The organism is Novosphingobium sp. PhB55 (assembly GCF_004368805.1).
GTDB lineage: Bacteria > Pseudomonadota > Alphaproteobacteria > Sphingomonadales > Sphingomonadaceae > Novosphingobium.
Genome location: NZ_SODQ01000003.1, coordinates 458,609 through 478,650, shown reverse-complemented (window position 1 = coordinate 478,650; position 20,042 = coordinate 458,609). Strand labels below are relative to the sequence as shown.

The 20,042-nt window shown below is 67.5% G+C and carries 18 protein-coding genes; 6 read left to right on the top strand and 12 right to left on the bottom strand.

The window, feature by feature from the left end; all coding sequences use genetic code 11:
- The first annotated feature begins 216 nt into the window (after positions 1–216).
- Both EDF57_RS09755 and EDF57_RS09750 read left to right on the top strand, forming a co-directional pair.
- Positions 217–2,871, top strand: coding sequence for a PAS domain S-box protein (locus tag EDF57_RS09755; protein ID WP_134094039.1), 2,655 nt, complete (start codon positions 217–219; stop codon positions 2,869–2,871).
- Positions 2,868–3,488 carry a response regulator gene (locus tag EDF57_RS09750; protein ID WP_132268609.1) on the top strand — a complete coding sequence of 207 codons (621 nt, stop codon included), beginning with the start codon at positions 2,868–2,870 and terminating at the stop codon, positions 3,486–3,488. Before EDF57_RS09755 ends, EDF57_RS09750 begins: the two co-directional genes overlap by 4 nt.
- 129 nt (positions 3,489–3,617) lie before the next feature.
- Here the strand turns inward: EDF57_RS09750 and EDF57_RS09745 are convergent, their stop codons facing one another.
- The 6 genes from EDF57_RS09745 to EDF57_RS09720 all read right to left on the bottom strand — a co-directional run bounded on the left by EDF57_RS09745 (position 3,618) and on the right by EDF57_RS09720 (position 9,663).
- Positions 3,618–5,048 (bottom strand): alginate export family protein, encoded by a 1,431-nt coding sequence (locus EDF57_RS09745; RefSeq protein ID WP_134094038.1) that lies wholly within the window; start codon positions 5,046–5,048, stop codon positions 3,618–3,620.
- Positions 5,049–5,313: 265 nt separating this feature from the next.
- Entirely contained in the window at positions 5,314–6,192 is an 879-nt protein-coding gene (locus tag EDF57_RS09740) for a sigma-70 family RNA polymerase sigma factor (protein ID WP_134094037.1), read from the bottom strand.
- Positions 6,193–6,364: 172 nt separating this feature from the next.
- A complete protein-coding gene (locus EDF57_RS09735; RefSeq protein ID WP_134094182.1) occupies positions 6,365–7,399 on the bottom strand; it encodes a peptidoglycan-binding protein in 1,035 nt (344 codons plus the stop codon).
- Positions 7,399–7,833, bottom strand: coding sequence for a hypothetical protein (locus EDF57_RS09730; RefSeq protein WP_132268604.1), 435 nt, complete (start codon positions 7,831–7,833; stop codon positions 7,399–7,401). Before EDF57_RS09730 ends, EDF57_RS09735 begins: the two co-directional genes overlap by 1 nt.
- The gene (gene fliI / locus EDF57_RS09725; protein ID WP_132268602.1) at positions 7,817–9,154 is read right to left on the bottom strand and encodes a flagellar protein export ATPase FliI; all 1,338 of its coding nucleotides are present in this window, start codon (positions 9,152–9,154) and stop codon (positions 7,817–7,819) included. The genes EDF57_RS09730 and fliI overlap by 17 nt, the downstream gene beginning before the upstream one ends.
- A 20-nt stretch (positions 9,155–9,174) precedes the next feature.
- The gene (locus EDF57_RS09720) at positions 9,175–9,663 is read right to left on the bottom strand and encodes a flagellar biosynthesis repressor FlbT (protein ID WP_132268601.1); all 489 of its coding nucleotides are present in this window, start codon (positions 9,661–9,663) and stop codon (positions 9,175–9,177) included.
- A 174-nt stretch (positions 9,664–9,837) separates the two neighbouring features.
- Between EDF57_RS09720 and flgE the strand changes: the two genes are divergently transcribed.
- The 3 genes from flgE to EDF57_RS09705 all read left to right on the top strand — a co-directional run bounded on the left by flgE (position 9,838) and on the right by EDF57_RS09705 (position 14,250).
- Positions 9,838–11,163 (top strand): flagellar hook protein FlgE, encoded by a 1,326-nt coding sequence (flgE, locus tag EDF57_RS09715; protein WP_132268599.1) that lies wholly within the window; start codon positions 9,838–9,840, stop codon positions 11,161–11,163.
- Between the two features lie 61 nt (positions 11,164–11,224).
- A complete protein-coding gene (gene flgK, locus EDF57_RS09710) occupies positions 11,225–13,321 on the top strand; it encodes a flagellar hook-associated protein FlgK (protein ID WP_166675224.1) in 2,097 nt (698 codons plus the stop codon).
- Positions 13,322–13,341: 20 nt separating this feature from the next.
- A complete protein-coding gene (locus tag EDF57_RS09705) occupies positions 13,342–14,250 on the top strand; it encodes a flagellin (RefSeq protein ID WP_132268598.1) in 909 nt (302 codons plus the stop codon).
- A 124-nt stretch (positions 14,251–14,374) separates the two neighbouring features.
- On the opposite strand, the gene EDF57_RS09700 is transcribed toward EDF57_RS09705, so the two are convergent.
- Both EDF57_RS09700 and EDF57_RS09695 read right to left on the bottom strand, forming a co-directional pair.
- Positions 14,375–16,213 (bottom strand): hypothetical protein, encoded by a 1,839-nt coding sequence (locus tag EDF57_RS09700; RefSeq protein WP_243840982.1) that lies wholly within the window; start codon positions 16,211–16,213, stop codon positions 14,375–14,377.
- Complete coding sequence (locus EDF57_RS09695) at positions 16,210–16,503, bottom strand: hypothetical protein (RefSeq protein ID WP_132268596.1); 294 nt, start codon at positions 16,501–16,503, stop codon at positions 16,210–16,212. Before EDF57_RS09695 ends, EDF57_RS09700 begins: the two co-directional genes overlap by 4 nt.
- Positions 16,504–16,590: 87 nt before the next feature.
- Here EDF57_RS09695 and EDF57_RS09690 point away from each other — a divergent pair, with 87 nt between their 5' ends.
- A complete protein-coding gene (locus EDF57_RS09690; RefSeq protein WP_134094036.1) occupies positions 16,591–17,043 on the top strand; it encodes a hypothetical protein in 453 nt (150 codons plus the stop codon).
- A 98-nt stretch (positions 17,044–17,141) separates the two neighbouring features.
- Here EDF57_RS09690 and EDF57_RS09685 read toward each other — a convergent pair whose 3' ends face one another.
- Genes EDF57_RS09685 through EDF57_RS09670 form a run of 4 tightly spaced genes read right to left on the bottom strand, consistent with a single transcriptional unit; the run spans position 17,142 to position 19,958 of the window.
- A complete protein-coding gene (locus EDF57_RS09685) occupies positions 17,142–17,831 on the bottom strand; it encodes a magnesium transporter (RefSeq protein ID WP_243840981.1) in 690 nt (229 codons plus the stop codon).
- Positions 17,828–18,433, bottom strand: coding sequence for a hypothetical protein (locus EDF57_RS09680; RefSeq protein ID WP_132268592.1), 606 nt, complete (start codon positions 18,431–18,433; stop codon positions 17,828–17,830). The genes EDF57_RS09685 and EDF57_RS09680 overlap by 4 nt, the downstream gene beginning before the upstream one ends.
- The gene (fliM, locus tag EDF57_RS09675) at positions 18,430–19,449 is read right to left on the bottom strand and encodes a flagellar motor switch protein FliM (protein ID WP_132268591.1); all 1,020 of its coding nucleotides are present in this window, start codon (positions 19,447–19,449) and stop codon (positions 18,430–18,432) included. The genes EDF57_RS09680 and fliM overlap by 4 nt, the downstream gene beginning before the upstream one ends.
- Positions 19,446–19,958: a flagellar basal body-associated FliL family protein gene (locus tag EDF57_RS09670; RefSeq protein ID WP_243654380.1), complete on the bottom strand. Its 513-nt coding sequence runs from the start codon at positions 19,956–19,958 to the stop codon at positions 19,446–19,448. The genes fliM and EDF57_RS09670 overlap by 4 nt, the downstream gene beginning before the upstream one ends.
- Positions 19,959–20,042: the final 84 nt, after the last annotated feature.

Genomic DNA, 20,042 nt, shown 5'->3' with positions numbered 1-20,042 from the left:
CGATTTCCTTCATCTTTTTTAGAAAAGATAATCAAGCGCTTATTCGTCTGCCACCGGAAAGCACCGGATTGCCATCTCGACCGTCTATTTACAAAGATGCGTAAAGCTCTATTTGCCCGTTCGCCTTGAAGCCAAAGTGCAAGGCGCAATAAGCGGGTCGGAATGCAGGAATTGAATCCACCGCCGCAGCGCTTGGGCGGGTCGCTTCCTGTCGGGATGGCACCGACCATTCCCGCCCTCGTCCTCGCGGCCCAACTTGTCTGCGCCATCGTCCTTTGCGGCTGGGCTTTCGGCATGCCGGGCCTTGCCGGAATCGGCACGGACGGCTTCCTCATGCAGCCGCTGACGGCCGTGGGCTGCAGCGCCATCGGCATCGGTATCCTGCTCGGCGCCGCCTCCCGGCGCAGCGCCGCACGATGGGCGATGGCCGTACCCCTCGTCATAGGATGCTCCTCGCTCATCCAGGAATGGGCAGGCGTCTCGCTCGGCATGGACCGCCTGCTGTTTGCGGACAGCGTCCTTCACCAGACCCGGCCCTACCCCGGCCGCCCCGGCGTCCTGCCCGCGCTCGGCCTCGTGCTGCTGGCTCTTTCCGCCCTCTCCCTCGGTTCCTCGCGCCGCGCCCTGCGCCGTCTCACCGTGGTCTTCGCCTGCATCGCCATCGCCGTTGCCGCGATTTCGGGCATGCTCCTGCCGCTAGGCATCAGCACGCCGGGCCCGGAGACCCGCCACGCGCTCATGTCCGTGCCGACGGCCGTGACCATCTGCCTGCTCGCGGTGGGCCTCATCGCCCTGCGCCGCCAGAGCGCCTGGCCGCGGCAACCCGATTGCGGGTTTGGCTCCGCCACTCTCCAGGCCTGCCTGCTGCTCTGCGTCTCCCTGCCGGTCGTCTCGGCCCTGGCGCATTTCTGGGTCGAGCGCTCGGGCGCGGTCTCTGCCGAGATGATCGAGATCGTCCAGGCCGTGGCCCAGGTGGCCCTGTCCTGCGGCCTGATCGCCTGGGCCTGGATGCGCATCGCCCGCGAGAGCGGCGCCCGCTGGGCGGTGAACCTCGCCCTCGATTCCGCCCCCGTCGCCATCACCGATGTCGACGGCAGGATCCTGCGCTGGTCGGCCGGCTGCGAACGCCTTTACGGCTGGACCTCGGAGCAGGCGCTGGGCCGCTTCCAGCAGAAGCTCACCGGCACCCCGCCGATCGCCACCAGCGACATCGAGGCGCTGCTCGCCGGCGCCCGGCAGGAGCGCGAAGTGACCGCCTACCGCAAGGACGGCACCATGCTGCGCGTCCTGCACAGCAGCCAGGCCGTGCAGCCGCGCTCCGACATCGCGCCCATGGTGGTCCATGCCATGACCGACATCACCGCCCGCACCCGCGCCGAACACGCCATGCTCGCCAGCGACGCGCGCCTCTCGCTGGCGGTGGACCTCCACGAACTCGGCATCTTCGAATGGTCGCTTGCCACTGACCGCTTCGTCTTCCACGGCCATGCCGAGCGCCTGTTCGGGCTGGAGCCCGGCCTGTTCGACGGCGGGATCGACGCATGGAAACGCCATCTGCGCCAGACGTTCGGAACCTCCTTCCGCATGCCCGGCCCGCCCGAAGCCTGGAGCGCGGGCCGCTACGGCTTCCGCCTGGTCGCGGTGGAGGCAGGCGTCGTCAAAGTCGTCGAGGGAACCGCGCATATCCACCGCGGCCCGGGCGAGAACGATGTCTCGATGATCGGCATCGTGATGGATGCCACCCAGCGCGAACAGCATGCCGAAATGCTGAAATCGCGCGAATCGGAACTGCGCTCGATCCTGGAAACCGTGCCGGAGGCGATGATCACCATCGACGGGGGCGGGCAGATCCGCTCGTTCTCGACCACGGCCGAAACGCTGTTCGGCTATGCCGCGGCCGAAGTCCTGGGCAAGGACGTGCGCCTGCTGCTGCCGCGCTATGTCCGGCCGTCCACCGACCCGGCGCTGCCCGGCCAGGGCAATCCCGCCATCACCAGCATCACCGCCGGCCTCGACCGCAACGGCAACGAACTGCCGATCGAAATCGCGGTGGGCGCGGCCAATGTGGGCAACGAGCGGATCGCCATCGCCTTCATCCGCAACTTGCGCGAGCAGATGGCCACCCAGGCCCGCCTCAACGAACTGCGCGAGCAGGTGCTCCACGCCTCGCGGGTCAGCGCCATGGGCGAGATGGGCGCCGGCCTGGCGCATGAGCTGAACCAGCCGCTGACCGCCACGTCCAATCTGCTGGGCGCCATCGACCTGGCGATGGCGCGCGGCGGCGATCCCGAGCAGGTGCGCTGCATGCTGGAACTGGCGCGCCAGGAAGTGCTGCGCGCCGGCTCCATCATCCGCCGCATGCGCGCCTTCGTTTCCAAGGGCGAACTGGAAATTCGCGCCGAGCCGCTGGACGAGGTGATCGCCGAAACCCTGCAGCTTGCGCGCTCGCGCAGCCGGGTACCGGGGGTCCGTCTCAGCTATCGCCCCAGTGTCGTGGCTCCATCCATCCTTGCCGATCGCATCCAAATGCAGCAGGTGCTGGTGAACGTCCTCAACAACGCCTTCGACGCGCTCGCGGGCCTCAACGACAGGCTGCCGGAAATCACTCTTTCAACCCGCCAACTGAACGATGGTCACATCATGATCAGTGTTATCGACAACGGCCCGGGCTTGCCCGAAGCCATCATAAACCGCCCCTTCGAGGCCTTTTCGTCTACCAAGACGACGGGCATGGGGCTTGGTCTGTCGATCTGCCGCCGCATCGTGGAAGCGCATGGCGGGCGCTTCTCCTTGCGGAACGTCCCCGATGGGGGCGCGGCGGTCGAATTCACGCTGCCCAGCTACAGCGAGCTGGAGCTCAGGGCAGGATGACGTCGCGGCGCATCTATATCGTCGACGACGACCTGGCCGTACGCACTTCGCTCGAATATCTGCTGTCGATGATCGGGGAGAGCCGGATCAGCTGCTTCGATTCCGGGGACAGCTTCCTGGAAGCGGCGCCCTTGCTGGAGCCGGGCTGCCTGTTGCTGGATTTGCAGATGCCGGGGGCGTCAGGGCTGCAAGTGCTCAGCACGGTGGGCGGGCGGCCGACCCGTTTCGTGCCGATCGTGCTCACGGGGGAAGGCGACGTCTCCGTGGCAGTGCAGGCGATGAAGCTCGGTGCGATCGACTTCATCGAAAAGCCCTGCGACCATCTCAAGCTGATGAACGCGGTGGAATCCGCTTTCACCCAGCAGGCCGTCTCGACCGCGGAAGAGCGGCGCAAGGAAAAGGCGATCTCGCTTCTGGAGCAGCTTTCGCCGCGGGAGCTGGATGTGCTCAAGGGCCTGATCGACGGGCAATCGAACAAGATCATTGCCCATGCGCTCGACATCAGCCCGCGCACGGTGGAAATCTACCGCGCCAAGCTGATGGAAAAGCTGCAGGTGCGCAGCCTTTCCGAAGTGTTGCGCATCGCCTTTGCGGCGGGCCTCGTGCCGATGGATTGACCGGGCCTTTCGAAAGTCCGCCGCGCATCTCGGATGCTCGGGCGGCGGCTTTCGCGATACCAGGGATGCCCCGCCCGGCTCAGGAGAGAGGCCGGACGGGGCAGGTCCACAGGGTACGCCGGTTATTCTTCAGAAGTCGAAATAGAGATCCACGTAGCCGTATCGGGTGTCGCCGGTCTGCGGGGCATTGGGCGCGTCCTTGAGGAAGCCGCCCTTGGCGAGATAGGCCACGCCCGTGTCGACCCGCAGCACGTCCGGGATCAGGGTGCGCCGATAGCGGGCTTCCACCTGGTTGCCGGCAAAGCTGCCGCTCCGTCCGGACACGTCCTTCACGCCGGTGTTGGAAAAGGCATCGGTCTTGGAATCCAGCCAGAGCGCGCGGTACATCACCATCACGTCGGACTTCTTGTCCGGCTTCACTTCAAGCCGGGCGCCGCCCGAAATCGTGTTGAAGCGGCCAACCGCGCCGTAAAGCCCGGTCGGGCCGAAATCGAACCGCCGGGCGCCGAACAGCGTGTCGAAGCGATTGTAGGTCCCCGCCTTGGAACGGTCGCCGCTGGCGATGTCGAAGTCGAGCGAGACGCGCGGCTTCCATCCGCCGGCGAAGGTGTTGCCCGCTTCGGCGTGGATGAAGTAGGCGGAGACGTCGAGGTCGGTCCGGTCGGTGGGCGCGGTCGTCGCCCGGGTGCGGCCGAACTGGTAGGCACCCTCGACATCGTAGTCCAGATGGCCAACCTTCGGCGCGCGATAGGCACGCAGGCCAGGCGTGAAGATGTGGCGGTTGCGGGTCGGCCGGTCGGCGCTGTCGCGTTCCGCCAGGCCATAGCCGTAGACTTCCAGAGAGCCGCCGAACACGCCGGCCTTGGTCAGCGAGCCGCCATAGAACTGGAGGTCCGTGGTCTCTTCGTCGCGCTTCACCGAATTGTCGTGGATGCCTTCGGAATCATCGGGCAGCCGCAGCTGCGGCATCGTCCAGAGCAGGGTCAGCTGGTCTCCGCCGCGGCCCTTCCACTGGAAATTGACGCCGGTGAAGGCATTGGTGCTGTTGCGGAACGACTGGCGCGCCACCAGGCGGCGCGATCCCAGGTTCATCGTGAAGCGACCCGCCGTGAGCTGCGCCTTGGAACCGCCGCCCATGCCGAAGTCCAGCCCGACATAGGCCTGGACCATCTCCAGTGCATCGACTTCGCCGGTGCCGGCCGAGGAATTGGACCTCTCGCCATAGGCACGGGCGTCCCAGAGTTCGCCGCCGACCCGCCAGGGCCCGCCATCGTATTCGACCAGGAGCGAGGTCTTGAGGGAGAACATGGCGTCGTCCTCGGCCGCGGTGGGACGGAACTGTCCGTCGATCCCTTCGACGCGGGCGCGGACTTCGCCCTTGATGGTCAGCCCTTCCGGCGCGCCGACTGCCGTTTCCAGCAGGCCGTCGGCATGGGCAGTGCCGGTATGTCCGACGAGCAGCAGACCGCCGCCCATCATGCCCAGCAACGCGCGGGCGCGCCAGGATTGCGGACCGAAATTCCAGTCCTTGCGGACCGGGTCGAACAGGCAGGCACTCATCACGATCTCCCGAAGTAGCGGTCCATTATAGGATAATGACCGCAACCGCAGGCGACCGGATCCCGGTTTTCGCCCTCAGCCCTGTCCAATTTTCCTGGCAGCTTCAAAGCACACCCGGCAACGATGAAAAAGCCCCTTGCGCCGGGTGGAGCGGGGGGTGCAGCGGCCCCGCATTACAAGGCCGCTGCGAAGTCTCTGGATCAGGCCGGGACACGCGCGGTACGCGCATTTCCCGGCGGCGGCGCCCCAGGTCGCGCCAGCGCGCTCAGTGCGCGGCGGCCGGCGCCAGCATCGACTGGCGGTATTCCGCCATCATCGTGAAGCGCGGATCGGCCACGGCCAGGTCGCTCATGGTCTTGGCGGCGCGCTTGGCGATCTGGCGCACGCGCTCCTTGGCCACGCCGTTTTCATCGTCCGCCGTCTCAAGCGCGGTCATCTCGAAGAGACGGCCTTCCACGACCTTGCGGTTGTGCTCCAGGCGCTCTTCCAGTTCCGCCAGTTCGGTGGGATCGAGCATGGACTTGCCGGTGCGCCAGACCGAGCGGCGCGTGCCGGCCTCGGCACGGGGCGCCTTCTTGGGCTGAGCCTTGCGGCGGATGCGCTCCACGCCGATGTTGCGCAAGTGATCGACATAGCTGTCGGTCAGCGAGGCCATGGCCTGACGGGCAAGATAGTCCGAAGCGCCCGATTCCGTGCGGCCCAGGGCATCCTCGTCCTCGATCGAGGCCACGATCGACTGACCCTCGCCGTCCTCGCCCCCGGCGATCGCGTCGAGCGATACAGTGACCGCCTCGACCTTCTTGGCGGAAGGACGCTGGTCGGTCATCAGGCGGAAGCGCAGGCTCTGCAGCTCGCCGCGGATCTGCCAGTTCACGAAAGTGGTGAACTGCGCCTTTTCGGGATCGTAGGCCTGGATGCCGCGGTGCACCGCGATGGCGCATACCTGCTCGGCGTCGTCCCAATGGGCGACCAGACCGTACTGGCGGATGAAGTGGCGGATGCGCGGCGCGATCAGCTTGATGATCTGCGCGAAGGCGCGGTCCACGAGCACGCGTTGACGTGCGGACTGCGGCTGGCCATCGGCCGGCATGTTCGCTCTGACGGCGGCGACCGCGGCTTCCAGAGCGATTGTGATCTTCGACATGTTGAACCCCCGGTTAGAGAGGAGCCTCGGGCGCCCATCGCCGCTGCTCCACTTCAACAAGACCTGTTGTCTCGTGAATTTCTGAACGCGAGGTTAATCCTATAAACGTGTTTCCTATATTTCCTATAATTTTTTTCACTTCGTCGGGAACCAAGTGCATTTTGCCGTAATATCAGCCGGCGAAACGGTCCGGACGGATGTTGCGGCCGACATAATCGAGCAGCCAAGAACGGTGCGCAGCGGTCGCGCTGCCCGCCATTTCGATGCGGCGATTCGCACTGGCGGTGCCGACCTGGGCATTGAGCAGGGTGCGCGCGCGGTCGGGAGAGAGCCCGCCCTTCAGGAAACGCACCGCATCGCCCAGGCCGAGATGGTGGCCGAGGTAAGCTGCCTGCGCGACTTCGACCACGTCTCCCCCGATCCGCACGCCCGATCCGCGCAAGGCGTCCAGGTTGGTGCGGGCATAGTCCGCAATCGTCTCGATCGCGGCCTGGGGATCGTAGCGCAGCGCCAGCAAGGCACCGCGGCTCTCGCCGCGAACGTGCCCCCGCTCGTTGAGCCAGCCGTTCTGCTGGGCCATGGCATGAAGCCAGGTGCCCTGCCGCTCTGCCTGCCCTTCCCAGGTCCGGTTGAGAAACTGGCCGAGCCCGGCGGCGCTGGATCGCGGGTTGCGCGAATAAGGGAGCCACCGGCCGTCAGAGCCTTTCGCCGCCTCGGCATTCACGATCGTGGCGAGTGCCGCCGCCGGAATGCCGGTGCGCGAAGCCGCCGTGCCGAGCGTACCGGCGTAGCGGGCATTGGGCCCTTCCTGCATGGCCAGGGCGCCGCTTGCGTCATCGTTGCGGCCGCCCCTGCCCTCGCCGCTGTCGCGCCGCGCCTCGCGGTCCCAGCCGCCGGCAGCCGATCCGCAGGACGGATCCTCCACCGGAGCCTTGGGCATGGCCGGATCGGCCACGGAGGCCTGTCCGCTCGCCGCTCTGGTGCGTTCGTCCAGCAGGGTGAGCAAACCGTCCAGTCCCAGCGGGTCGGAACGCTTGTCGGCCAGTCCTCTCGACTGCGTGTCGTCTTCGCCGCCCAGCGCCGCACGCCAGAGCCGGCCCGACAGTTCGCTGCGGGCCTGGCTGTAGATCAGCTGCGCCTTCTGCGCCGGCGTCATGCCCTGGAGGCTGCCGGCCTGAGCCCCATGGGCGGTCGCGCCCTCGATCATCACGAAGTCTCGCGCCGGACGGCGCGGCGGGCCTTGATGAAGGACATGGCGGCGAAGTCGTCGATCCCGGCCTGCTCGGCATTGGCGAGCACCCGCTCGGCGTCCTGCCGGTAGCCGTCCGCGGCCGTCTCGATGGCGCGGAACGTGCCATAAGCATCGACCGCCTGATCGCGCAGCTCGTCGAGCCGGGCCTTGAGCTGCACCTGGCGGACCGTCAGCAGCCGGCGCTCGCCGCGCATGCGCTGGAGATAGGCGTGCGAGCAGACCGCCAGATCGCCGGCCGCCAGATCGGCCTCGCGGCTCATCGACACGGCCACGCGGTCCCGCGCCTTTTCCACTTCGCCCAGCACACCGGACTGGTTGCTGATCGCTGCGCTCATTTCGTCGATCTCACGCTGCTGCACGCGCAGCGCGGCGTCATAGGGTGTCTTCATCCGGGACCTCCATCAGCGCCGCCAGCGCGTCGAAACTCTCCTGCGCGAAACCGCGATCCTGCTTGCCCTGCTTGAGCAGGTCCTCGATGCGCGGGGCCAGCGCCACGGCGCGATCCACTTCCGCGCTCGACCCGGCGCGATAGGCACCGAGGCGGACCATTTCTTCCATGTCCTTGTACGTCGCCATCTCGCGACGGGCGGCCAGGCGGATATGGTTTTCCTCCTCGCCCAGACAGTGCGGCAGGGTTCGCGAGACGGACTTGAGCACGTCGATCGCGGGATAGCGCCCGCGTTCCGCAATCTGGCGGGTAATGACGATGTGACCATCGAGAATGCCGCGGACGGCGTCCGCCACCGGCTCGTTATGATCGTCGCCGTCGACAAGCACGGTGAACAGGCCGGTGATCGCGCCCTGCCCCGGAAGCCCGGGCCCGGCGCGCTCCAGCAGGCGCGGCAGTTCGGCGAAGACGGTGGGCGTGTAGCCCTTGGTCGCTGGCGGCTCGCCGCTGGCCAGGCCGATCTCGCGCTGCGCCATGGCGAAGCGGGTGACCGAGTCCATCAGGCACAGGACATTGAGCCCCTGGTCGCGAAAATGTTCGGCCACGGTCAAGGTGGTCCATGCCGCCTGGCGGCGCATCAGGGCGGGCTCGTCGGAAGTGGCGACCACCACGACGCTGCGGGCCAGGCCTTCCTCGCCGAGGTCGTCCTGCACGAATTCCTGAACCTCGCGCCCGCGCTCGCCGATCAAACCGATCACGGCGACATCGCACTCGGTCCAGCGCGCCAGCATCGACAGCAACACCGACTTGCCCACGCCCGAGCCTGCAAACAGGCCGAGCCGCTGGCCGCGGCACAGCGGCGCGAACAGATCGAGCGCGCGAACGCCCGTGGAAAGCCGCGAGCCCACGCGCGCACGCGCCGAAGCGGGCGGCGGCGAGGCCTTGATCTTGCGCAGCAGGGCGCCCTGTTCGAGCGGCCCCTTGCCGTCGACCGGGCGGCCGAGGCCGTCCACCATGCGACCGAGCCAGGCGCTCGATGGGCGCAAGGCGAACTGGCTGGCGGAAAGGTCTGCGCGCGATCCGGAGGCGATGCCCTGCGGCTCGCTGAACGGCATGCAGTGTGCAATGCCCCGGTCCAGTCCGGTGACTTCCGCCTCGACTTGTCCGGTCGGCGAATTCAGCGTCACGCGGGAGCCGATCTGCGCCGCGCCCGAAAGGCCCTCGACCTCGATCAGGGCGCCGCGCACGGCCACGACCCGGCCATAGCGCTGGTCGGGGGTAAGCAGGCGAAGACCTGCAGCGGCGGCGGCGAGACTGGCCATCGGTGGAGCGCTTCTTCGCGTCAGGCGGCCGGCGTGGCCGCGATGGCCGAGGCCACCTCCACGACGGGCGCGGCTTCCACCGCAGGTGCAGGTTCGGCGGGTGCCGGCTTCGGCGCCACCACGATGCGCGAAAGCGCGTCGGATTCGTAGCCGATCAGCCACCGGCAGTCGGCCAGGGCATTATAGAACTGGCCGGTCGCCACCTTCTGGGCGAAGCGGATGCAGACGGCCTTGGCCTCCGCGGTCTCCAGCGCCAGCATCAGCGCTTCCAGCCGGGCCAGCAGCACCTGCTGGTGCCGCGAAAGGTCGGCCGGGTCGATATAGGCCATCATGCAGGCGAAATAGAGCTGCCGAGCCGGAGAAGTCGCTTCCTCCGGCTTCATGACGTCGCGTCCGCGCAGGATGGTGGCCTCGTTCTCCACGACGAGATCGGTGCGACCGACAGCGCGCAGAACCGCGCCGTTCACGATCACCGGCTCTCCGTTGCGAAGCGAAATACGAAGTGTCATGTCAATTGCCCCCAAGACATCTGCATCAGTTATAGGATGACTGAGACAGGTCCGTGGCGAAGCGTCATAAATTTTCGTGCGCCTGCGAACGCGGGCCGCGCCATTCTTCCTACAATGCCTCTGTTCGGTGGCCGGTACGCCACTTTTCCCGGCCGACACGCACAGGAGAATGAAATGAGCCTTTATTCAGCTCTTTACGCCGGCGTTTCCGGCCTCGGCGCGCAGGCGAGCGCCATGGCCACCGTCGCGGACAACATTACCAACGTCAACACCATCGGCTACAAGGGCGTTTCCGCCCAGTTCCAGACGCTCGTCACCGATGGCAAGATGAAGAGCAGCTATTCGGCCGGCGGCGTCACCGCCGCGCCCAAGGCGCTCATCTCGAAGCAGGGCCTGCTCCAGGCTTCGAGCAGCCTGACCGACATCGGCGTCGACGGCGCCGGCTTCTTCGTCGTGCGCTCCAGCTCGGATACCAGCGGCCAGATTTCCTATACCCGCGCCGGCTCCTTCACGCCCGACGCCGACGGCTATCTGCGCAACACGGCCGGCTATTACCTGACCGGCTGGCCGCTCGACGCCAACGGCAGCTATACCAACAACGGCAGCATGAACTCGCTGGAGCCGATCAAGCCGAATTCGCTGACCGGCGCCGCCCAGCCCACCACCAAGATTTCCATGCGCACCAACCTGGACTCGACGGCCGCCGAACTGGCGGGCGGCAGTGCAGGCTACGTGCGCGGCTCGATGGCATCGGGCGCGGTCGCGGAGCAGTTCTCCCGCCCGATGGAAGTCTATGACGCGCAGGGCACCTCGCACAGCCTGACCTTCAACTTCGTCAAGACCGGCCCCAACGAGTGGGTTGCGGAAATCTCCGGCACGCCCGGCGAAATCACCAGCTCGAACGGCACCGGCATCACCGATGGCGTCCTGGCCAGCGGCGTGGTGAAGTTCAATCCCGACGGCAGCCTCGACCTGGCCGGTTCGGACCCCTCGCTCTTTGCCAACCTGGACATCGGCTGGGCCAATGGCGCCGGTTCGACGCCGATCACCCTCGGCCTCGGCACCAACGGCGGCCTTGACGGCCTGACCCAGTTCGGCAGCGATTCCGCCCTGCTTTCATCGAGCGTCAACGGCGGTGTCCTGGGCACCGTGTCCTCGGTGGAAATCTCGGACACGGGCATCGTCAGCGCCGTCTTCGACGACGGCACCACCCGCGCGATCTACCAGCTGCCGATCGCCACCTTCCAGAACCCGGACGGCCTGACCCGCATCAGCGGCAATGCCTACGTCGCCTCGGCTACTTCGGGCAACGTCGCGATCAACCAGCCCGGCGCCCTTGGCGGCGGCTCGATCTCGGCCGGTACGCTGGAAGCCTCGAACGTCGATCTGGCGGCCGAGTTCTCGAACATGATCCTCTTCCAGCGCGCCTACAGCGCCTCGTCGAAGATCATCACCACGGTCGACGACATGCTTCAGGAAGTCAGCAACCTGAAGCGCTGATCTCGGCCCTTACCCTCAAGACCTTCCCTCTCCCGGCGATATTTTCAGGAAGACCAGCACCGTGTCCCTCAACCAGATACTCAATTCCGCCATGTCCGGCCTTTCGGCCTCGCAAGCCGGAATGCAGACGGTCTCCAACAATATCGCCAACGTCAGCACGGTGGGCTACGCCCGCCAGAAGCCGACGCTCTCCACGGCAGTGGCCGGAGGGAAGGTCAACGGGGTCGTGGTCGGCGAACCCTCGCGCGTGGCGGACAAGTTCCTGGAGAACGCCGTCTACCAGCGCGCGGGCAACGCCGGGCGCAGCGAGGCGGCTGCCACTTACCTCGACCGTCTCCAGTCGCTGCTCGGCGCCACCGATTCCAAGTCCGGCATCGCGTCGAGGCTGACTGCCCTTTCCACGTCGGTATCGCAGATCGCCAGCCTCCAGGGCTCGGCGCAGTCGATCGCGCTGTTCACCGGCAACGTGTCCGACACCATCGACAGCCTGAACCAGCTCCGGGGCGACGTCTCCAACCTTCAGGCCGATGTCGAGAGCGAAGTCTCCGACACGGTCGAGCGCACGAACGTGCTTCTCAAGAAGATCCACGACCTCAACAGCGAAGTCGCCCGGCTTCAAGGTCTGGGCAAGAGCGTGTCCGGCCCGGCCGACGAGCGCATGTCCGCGCTGGAGGAACTCAGCGGCCTGGTCGACGTGACCGTGCGCGAACAGAGCGACGGCCGCGTGACCATCGACACCGCCTCGGGCCAGGTCCTGCTCGACAAGCGCCTGCGCCAGCTCAGCTATCCCTCCGGCGCCGCGTCCTCGCAGGCGACCTATCCGGCGATCGACATCCGCTTCGCGTCCGACAGCGGCGTGATGGGCGCTTCCACCGGCGAGAAGATCGATTCCACCGCCGTCGGCGGCAAGCTGGGCGGACTGCTGGACATCCGCGACCGCGCGCTGCCCAATTTCTCGGAACAGCTGGGCCAGCTGTTCAGCGGGCTTGCCGAGACGCTGAACAAGGTTTCCAACGCGGGCACCACCCTGCCCCCGCCGAACACGATGACCGGCGAGCCGAACGGCCTGATCGGCACGGACCGCCTGGGCTTCACCGGGAAGGCCACGTTCGCGGTCGTCGGCAAGGACGGCACGCTGGTTTCCAAGACGACCGTCGACTTCGATGCGCTGGGCCCTACGGCCACCGTCGATGACGCCATCGCCGCGATCAACGCCGGCCTCTCGCCCGACGGCACCGCGAGCTTCACCAACGGCGTCCTGTCGATCGGCGCCGCATCGAGCGCGAACGGCATCGCCATCGCCCAGGACCCCGACAGCCCGAGCGACCGCGCCGGCGTGGGCTTCTCGCAGTTCTTCGGCCTCAACAACCTGATCCGCTCGGACACGAGCGCATTGGCGCCTTCGGGCTTCACCGCCAGCGATCCCCACGGCTTCGGCACCGGCGAGACCGCGCAGATCGTCCTGCGCGATCCCACCGGCAAGGTCCTGACCCAATATACCCTCACCGGTTCCACCGGATCGACCTGGGGCGACCTGGTGGGCGAACTCAACGCCAGCCCGCTTTCCGCCTATGGCAGCTTCGAACTCGACGACCGCGGCCGCATCCAGTTCAACACCAATGCGGCAAGCTCGGGCTCGACGATCTCGATCCCTTCGGATTCGACCGACCGGAACGGCACCGGCCTGTCCTTCTCCTCGCTTTCGGGTCTCACCGGCGCGGCGAGCGGCCTCGCTTCGGCCGAAGTGCCCGCCAGCCTGCTGGCGGATACCACGCGGCTGCCGCTGGCCCAGCTCCAGCTGACGGCCGCGGTGGGCGAAAAGGCCATCGGCTCGGGCGACATCCGCAATGTCTCCGGCTTCGTCGACGCGCTTTCCGGCGCGGTCGATTTCGGCAAGGACGGCAGCCTCACCATCGGCACTTTCGCCAACCGCCTGCTCGGCAGCGCCGGTTCGCAGGCCTCGCTGGCGCTGACCAATTACAACGACGCCTCCTCGCGGCTGAGCGACGCGCTCGACCGCCGCGATTCCTTCTCCGGCGTCAATGTCGACGAGGAACTCGCGCAGATGGTGATCCTGCAGAACAGCTATTCGGCCGCGGCACGCGTGATGACCACGGCCTCGGACATGTACGACACCCTGATCGGCATGCTCCGCTGAGTTAGAGAGAGGATACGAAGATGACCCGCGTAGCCACCATCCCCCTGCAGCGCACGCTTGCCAGCGCCATCACGCGCTCGCAGGAGAACCTTGCCACCAGCCAGCTGCAGTTGACGTCGGGCAAGAAGGCCACCGACTATGCCGGCCTCGGCCTCGATGCCGTGCGTACGCTCTCGGCCCGGTCGATGCTGGCGCAGCAGGAATCGTACAAGGACAATGCCGGCCGGGTCTCGACCACGCTGTCGCTCTACGATGCCAACCTCAACCAGGTCGATTCCTCGCTGTCGGATCTCAGCACCCAGCTTCTGAGCGCAATCGGCACCGGGGATTCGCCGGGGCTTCAGGCCGCCATCGAAAGCGCCTTCGGTGACTTGCGCACCGCGCTCAACGCCAACGAAGGCGGCATTCCCCTCTTCGCCGGCTCGCAGACCTCGGGCTCCCCGTTCCTGCCCAAGACGCTGCAGGACACCGTCGGCCTCGACGCCGCGGACGCCTTCGCCAACGACGACGTGCGCCAGTCGACCCGCGTGGGCGAGAACATCGAGCTTGAATACGGCATCGGCGCCAGCGACGTCGCCACCAACCTGATCCCCGCGTTCCGCACCCTGGCCGAGGCCGGTCCTTTCGGCGAGAAGCTGACGGATACGCAGAAGCAGGCCATCACCGATGCGCTGGCGCAGCTGGACACCGGCGTCACCGACTTGCGCAACGTCAACGCCACCAATGGCCGTAACCAGAACAAGATCGACAATCTGACCGACCGCGCGGACGACCGGATCAACTTGTTCAAGGAAGTGATCGGTTCGGTGGAAGACGCCGATCTCGGCCAGGTCGCGATCGACATCACGCAGCGACAGACCATCCTGGAAGCGAGCTATTCGGTCTTCGCCCAGCTCAATTCGATGTCGCTGGCCCAGTTCCTCAAATAAGCACCGGGCGGCAGCGCAGCGCATGAGAAAGGGCGCCGGGATCTCGATCCCGGCGCCCTTTTCCGATCGGCAAAGCTCCGTTCGACAAAGCCGGGGCCGGCTTGCAGCGCGCCCCCGGCGCCGGTCAGCCCTTGGGCGCGGCGCTTCCGGGCGCGCGCTCCAGCAGGTCGGCAAAATCGCCCGCCGGGCTGGCCGAGGGCATGGCCGCCATGGCCCGCGCCAGTTGCGGCCCGTTGCTTTCTGCCGGGCGCCCGGTCAGCATCTCGAAGACGGGTGCGGAAGGCAGGCCCTGGAAGGCCGCGGCATAGCGCGCATGGAGGCCAGCAAGGCCTTCCTCGCGGCCCAGCATGGCCAGGGAGATGGCATGGCGCAGCACGACGGCCTGCGCCACTTCGTCCAGCGCCCGGCCCTTGGGCAGTCCACCGGCCGAAGCCTCGGCATAGCGGGACCAGTCGCGCTGCTTCCACAGGATCTCGGCGCGCAGGGTATCCGCATCGGGCACGTCCTGAAGCACGGCCATGGCCTCGTCGATACGGCCGATCTGGCTGAGCGCGGCGGCCTCCACGCGCTTGCGCGCGGCGATCATGGCATCGGGGAACGAGGGATCGTCCGACTTGCGCAAGGTTTCCAGCGCGCGGTCCGGGCGGCCCGCCAGGATGAACAGCGTCGCCACCCGCGCCGAGAGCGGCCCGCGGGCAAGATCGCCCGCCCGCACGAAAAGCTGGTAGGTGAGCAGGTCGCCTGCACGTTCGTAGAGCCCGGCCTGCTGGAGCCGCTCGGCAAGATGGCTGGCCATGAGGTCTCCCTCGGCGCCGCCCGGTGCGATGTCGCGGTAATCCCAATAGAGCCCGGCCGCCTTGTCCAGCGGCAGCTTGCGTGCAGGGTCCAGCGCGGTCGTCAGCTTGGTCCGGAGGCCGGGCAGGAAATCGGCCCCCAGCCGCGTCGCATCGTGGTAGCGGAACAGGGCCGCCCCCGCCGCCAGCGCGCCGGACAAGTCGCCCCGCGCATCGTAGAGCCGGTAAGTGAGGCGCAGGGCGCGCTCCTCGATGGCATCGCCCCGCCAGGCATAGCGGATCGCGTCGAGCCGCTTGAGCGCCGCTTCGGGGCCGACCGCCTTGTGAGCGACTTCGGATTCGATCTCGCTGAGGCGCGCGTCCATGCGCTGCTCCATCGTGCCCGAGCGCTCGACGCGGGCGAAGCGCAGGCGGGCCTGGTCGGCATGGCCCTGTGCCAGCTCGGCGCGGCCGCGATAGAGATTGGCCGCCGGATCGCGGTCAGGCAGCGGCGCCAGCCATTGCAGCGCCTTGTCCGGCGCCCCGCCTTCCACGCCGGCGCGGGCCGCCGCGAGCACGAAGGCCTTGGGCCGCGGCGTCTTGAGCGCGGACCTTGCGCAATCGAGCTGCTGCAGCGCCTGTTCCCCCAGCGCGCTCTGGGCCAGCGCCCGCAGACGCCAGGCACAGGCCTCGGGATTGGTGCCGAGCCCGGGCGCGCCCAGCGCGGACAGTGCTTCGGGATAGCGGCCCAGGAGCGTCAACGTCGCGCCTTGCGCCAGGCGGAAGGTATCGACCATCACCAGGTCCGGATCGTCCTGCCGCATCACTTCGAGCACGCCGAAGGCTTCGCCCCCGCGCTCCTGCCCGATCAGGCTGCGCGCGTAGTTCCAGCGGGCCTGCTGCCGTTCGGGGCGCGGTACGCGCGCCAGTCGGGTCCAGGCGTCGGCGTCGGAAAGCCGGGTCCAGGCGGCCGGTCCCACGATCGCGGGCTGCTGCGCGAGATCGGCGGCGAAGCCGGGCAGGCGCGGCGCGGGCGGCAGCAAGGCCGCCTTCGGCGCAGCAGCGCCCGGCGGAGTCAGCGACGCCTGCGTGGCAGGAGCAGGGGTGGCAGACGGCGACGCCGCCGGGGCAGCGAGCAGCGCAGCGCCGGGGACGAGTGCGGCCGTGGCCAGCAGACGGGTAAGGATCACAGCAGGGCTCCGGGAAACAGGACCGAGGTCGCGAAGAGCACGCCGCCCAGCGCGCTGCCGATCAGGAACAACAGGACCGCCAGAGCCACCCAGAGCGCGCCGCCGCTTTTGCCGGTCGCCGTGGGGAGCGCCTCACCTGCACTTATCTGCGGTGCATCGGTGCGGCGGCGTCCCGGGTTGGGCACACCATTACCGGCTGCTCCACCGGCCTGCGGCGAGGAGGAGGCGTTCCCGTCCGGCGTTCCGGAAGAGAAGACCCTGACTTTCGCCGGGCGCCGATCGTCACTCATCTTAACCTGACTCCTGGGGTTTCGTTCTATTATAGAGGAACAAGCCGCCGGGCGGTCCGTCCTGGTCGGCCCGATCTGGAGTCTTCGATGCCGCGTTCCGCCCGTTCCCCCAGAGCCGCTGAGCTTGCCGCCCGGCTTGCAGCGCTGCTGGCCGCGAGCCTCGCGGCCACGGCGGTGACGACGCCGGCCCTGGCCGAAGCCAAGAAGCCCGACCCCCTGCCCCCGCCCGATCCCTCTTTCGTGGTGATGGAGCCGATCGACGCCCCGATCGTGGACAGCGGCCGCCTGGACGGCGTGCTCCACGTCTCGATCACGGTGAAGACGAAATCCGCTGCGAACGCCGCGGAACTGGCGAAGCGCATGCCCGAACTTCGGGCCGCCTCGCTGGCCGCCGCCATCGAGTTCGCCCGCCTTCACGCCTCCCCCTATACGCCCGTCAACGTCGCCCGGCTCTCCGCCATGATGGCGCCGCCGATCAAGCGGCTCGACAAGGGCATCGAGAAAGTGCTGATCGTGAAAGTCTCCGCCGACGAAGGCTGACGGCTTTCCCTGCCAGGCGTCCAGCAAACCAGGTCGTCCAGCAAAAAAGCCCCCGTCCGGTCTGGACGGGGGCTTTTTCGTTCCTGCCTGGGGCGTCGTTACTGCGCCGGTGTCGCGGCGGGCGCTGCGGCCGGCTTGGCTCCGGCCGGCTTGCCTGGGGCCGGCTTGGCCGTGGCCGCCAGCGCCTGGGCCTTGCCGCGCTTCGCTTGCGGCAGAGGAGCCGGCGGCGCCTTGATGACCTTGCGGCCGGCCAGCGCCATGGACAGTTCCACGGCCGAACTCGGCGTCATGTAAGCCATGATCTGCGCGGTCGCACGCTCGCGCATGCGGCGGGCGACCTGCGCCTGCACTTCGATGTCGAGCTTCTCGAAAATCGGCGCGGCGCGCTGGGGCTTCATGGTCTGGTAGATGCGCGCCAGATTGTCATAAGGCACTTCCGGCTCAGGCGCACCGTTCTTGCCGCCCGTGGGCGCCGCCGCCGCGGCCTGGTTCTGCTGGGCCTGACCGGCAAGGCGCGATTCGCCGGCCTTGACCGCCTGCTCGCGCATTTCCAGCTTGCGCCGCTCGGCGGCCAGCACGCGGTCGCGCTGGACCGAAGCGTCCTGGAGCGAGGCGCCGAGACGCCCCGAATCTCCCTTGCCGCTGTCCACCGCAGGCGCGGCGAGGGCAATGGCATTGGCCACTGCCGCCACGCCGGCCACGCCGAAGATCAACCGGGAGGGCGTCACCAGCGCGCGCAGCGGAGCGAGCACGCCGGCCATCAGTCCCGAAGCCTCAGGGCGTGTCATGCAACCGCGCTTTCACGCGATGCGCGGGCGGCGGCGATGTCGCGCACGACACCGGTGGTGTCGCCGCGGGTCACGTCGTTGATGGCGGCCGGAACGGCAACCTTGCGGCGCGAACGGGTGCGGGCAGGAGCGACGACCTTCTCGGCTTCGAGAATGCCGGCAACGACCTTTTCCGCGTCGCTGGACTTGGCTGCAGCAGCCTTGGGAGCGGTCTTGGCGGCCGTCTTGGGCTTGGCAGCGCGGGGCTTGCGGACGGCGCGCTTCTTCGGCGCCGCTTCCTCGACCTTGGGGGTCTGCGCGGCCGCATCCATGATACGGTCGGCCACGGCATTGCCGATACCCACCATCAGGGTCAGCTCGTCGCGGATTTCCTCGGCCGCGGCAATGGCGCTGGCCTGGGCGGCGCCGTCGGTGGACAGGACGCGCTTGAGATCGCCCAGCACGACGCGGGCCTGGCTGGTGGCGCGGTCGATCTGAGTCACGCTTTCGGAAATCTGGGTGTCGCGCAGCTGCTTCATGCGGCGCCCCATGCGGGCGCTCTGCACCAGCACGGATACGCAAAGCAGGATCAGCACGACATTGATCATGGTGGCGAAAGTCATTTCGGATACCCCTTGGAAATGTCGGTGGCCATGCGAATGGCGATATTGCTCGAACGCTGGCCGATATGCGCGCGGCCCAGCGGCACACCGCCGCACTGGACCTGAAGCGCATCGTTCGGGCTGTGGCTGAGGGCGATGGTCTGCCCCACCTTGAGAGTCATGACGTCGCGCAGGCTCATCTGCTTTTCGCCGAGCACAACGTCCACGGTGACTTCGGTATTGTAGAGTTCACTGGCCATGTGCGCCGCCCACATGCGATCGCGGCCGAGCTTTTCGCCCATGAAGCGCTGCAGCAGCTTGTCGCGCACCGGCTCCATCGTGGCATAGGGCAGCAGCACCGAGAACTTGCCCCCGCGCCCTTCCATGTCGACACGGAAAGTGGCGACGGCAGCGATATTGCTGGGTCCGGCGATGGCGGCGAAGCGCGGGCTCGATTCCATGCGCTCGACCACCATGGTCACCGGCTCGATCGCTTCGAAGGCCTGCGACAGGTCGTCGAGAGCAAGCTGGACCATCTTGGCGACCAGCATCGTCTCGATCGTGGTGAAGGCACGCCCCTCGACCCGCATCGGGCGCGAACCCTTGCGGCCGCCGAGCAGCGCATCGACGACGGCGTAGATCAGCCCGGAATCGACCGTGACGACGCCGTAGTTCTCCCACTCGGTCACCTGGAACACGCCGAACATCGCCGGGAGCGCCACATGGTTCATGAATTCGCCGAAGCGGGTGGAGGTGATTTCCTCCAGGCTGACGTCGATCGCGTCCGACGTGAGGTTGCGCATGCTCGTGGCGAAAGAGCGCACCATGCGCTCGCACACCACTTCCAGCATGGGCAGGCGCTCGTGGCTGATCACGTTGGACTCGATCATGGCCTTCAACCCGCTCTTGGGCTGGGTGGGCATGTCGCTGTCGAACCCGAACAGGGCATCGATACCGGCCTGGTCGAACATGTCGTCGTTGATCGCGCCCATCTTGGGCGGATCGGGGAGGACGAAGTCGTCGAAGTCGTCGCTCATTGCTGGACGAGGTCCTGGATCAGCACGTCCTTGACCATGCCCGCGCCGAGCGCCTGGGTGGCGCGCGTCATCATCTCTTCCTTGATGCGGAACACCGCGGCCGACCCGTTGAGATCGTCCGGGCGCAGCTCGCGCAGGAAGGGCTGCAGCGCATCGAGCACCGCGGGCAGCTTGTCCTTGACCTTGTCGGTCTTGCCGTCTGCCGCAACGATGATGAAGCGCAGCTTCAGGAAGCGCGCCTGACTGTCACTGCCGCGCAAGTTTACGATCATCGGCGGCACTTCGATATAGGATGAAGACCCGGCTTCACCCTCCGGCGCTTCCGCCGCGGCCTCGTGCTCGCCGCTTGCCTCGGCGCTGTCGCCGCCGCGCATGAACCACCAGGCCCCGCCGCCGCCCGCAAGCAGCGCCAGGACCGCGGCCCCGCCGATCACCAGCATTTTCCGGCCGGACTTCTTGGGCTCCGGCACATCGACCGCCGTAATGTCGATCACGTCGTCGCTGGACAACTTTCATCCCCTTGGCTGTCGGGATGCGCGCTTCACCGAAATGGTGTCGGCGCATCCGCTTTCGCGATTTCGCCTCTATTATAG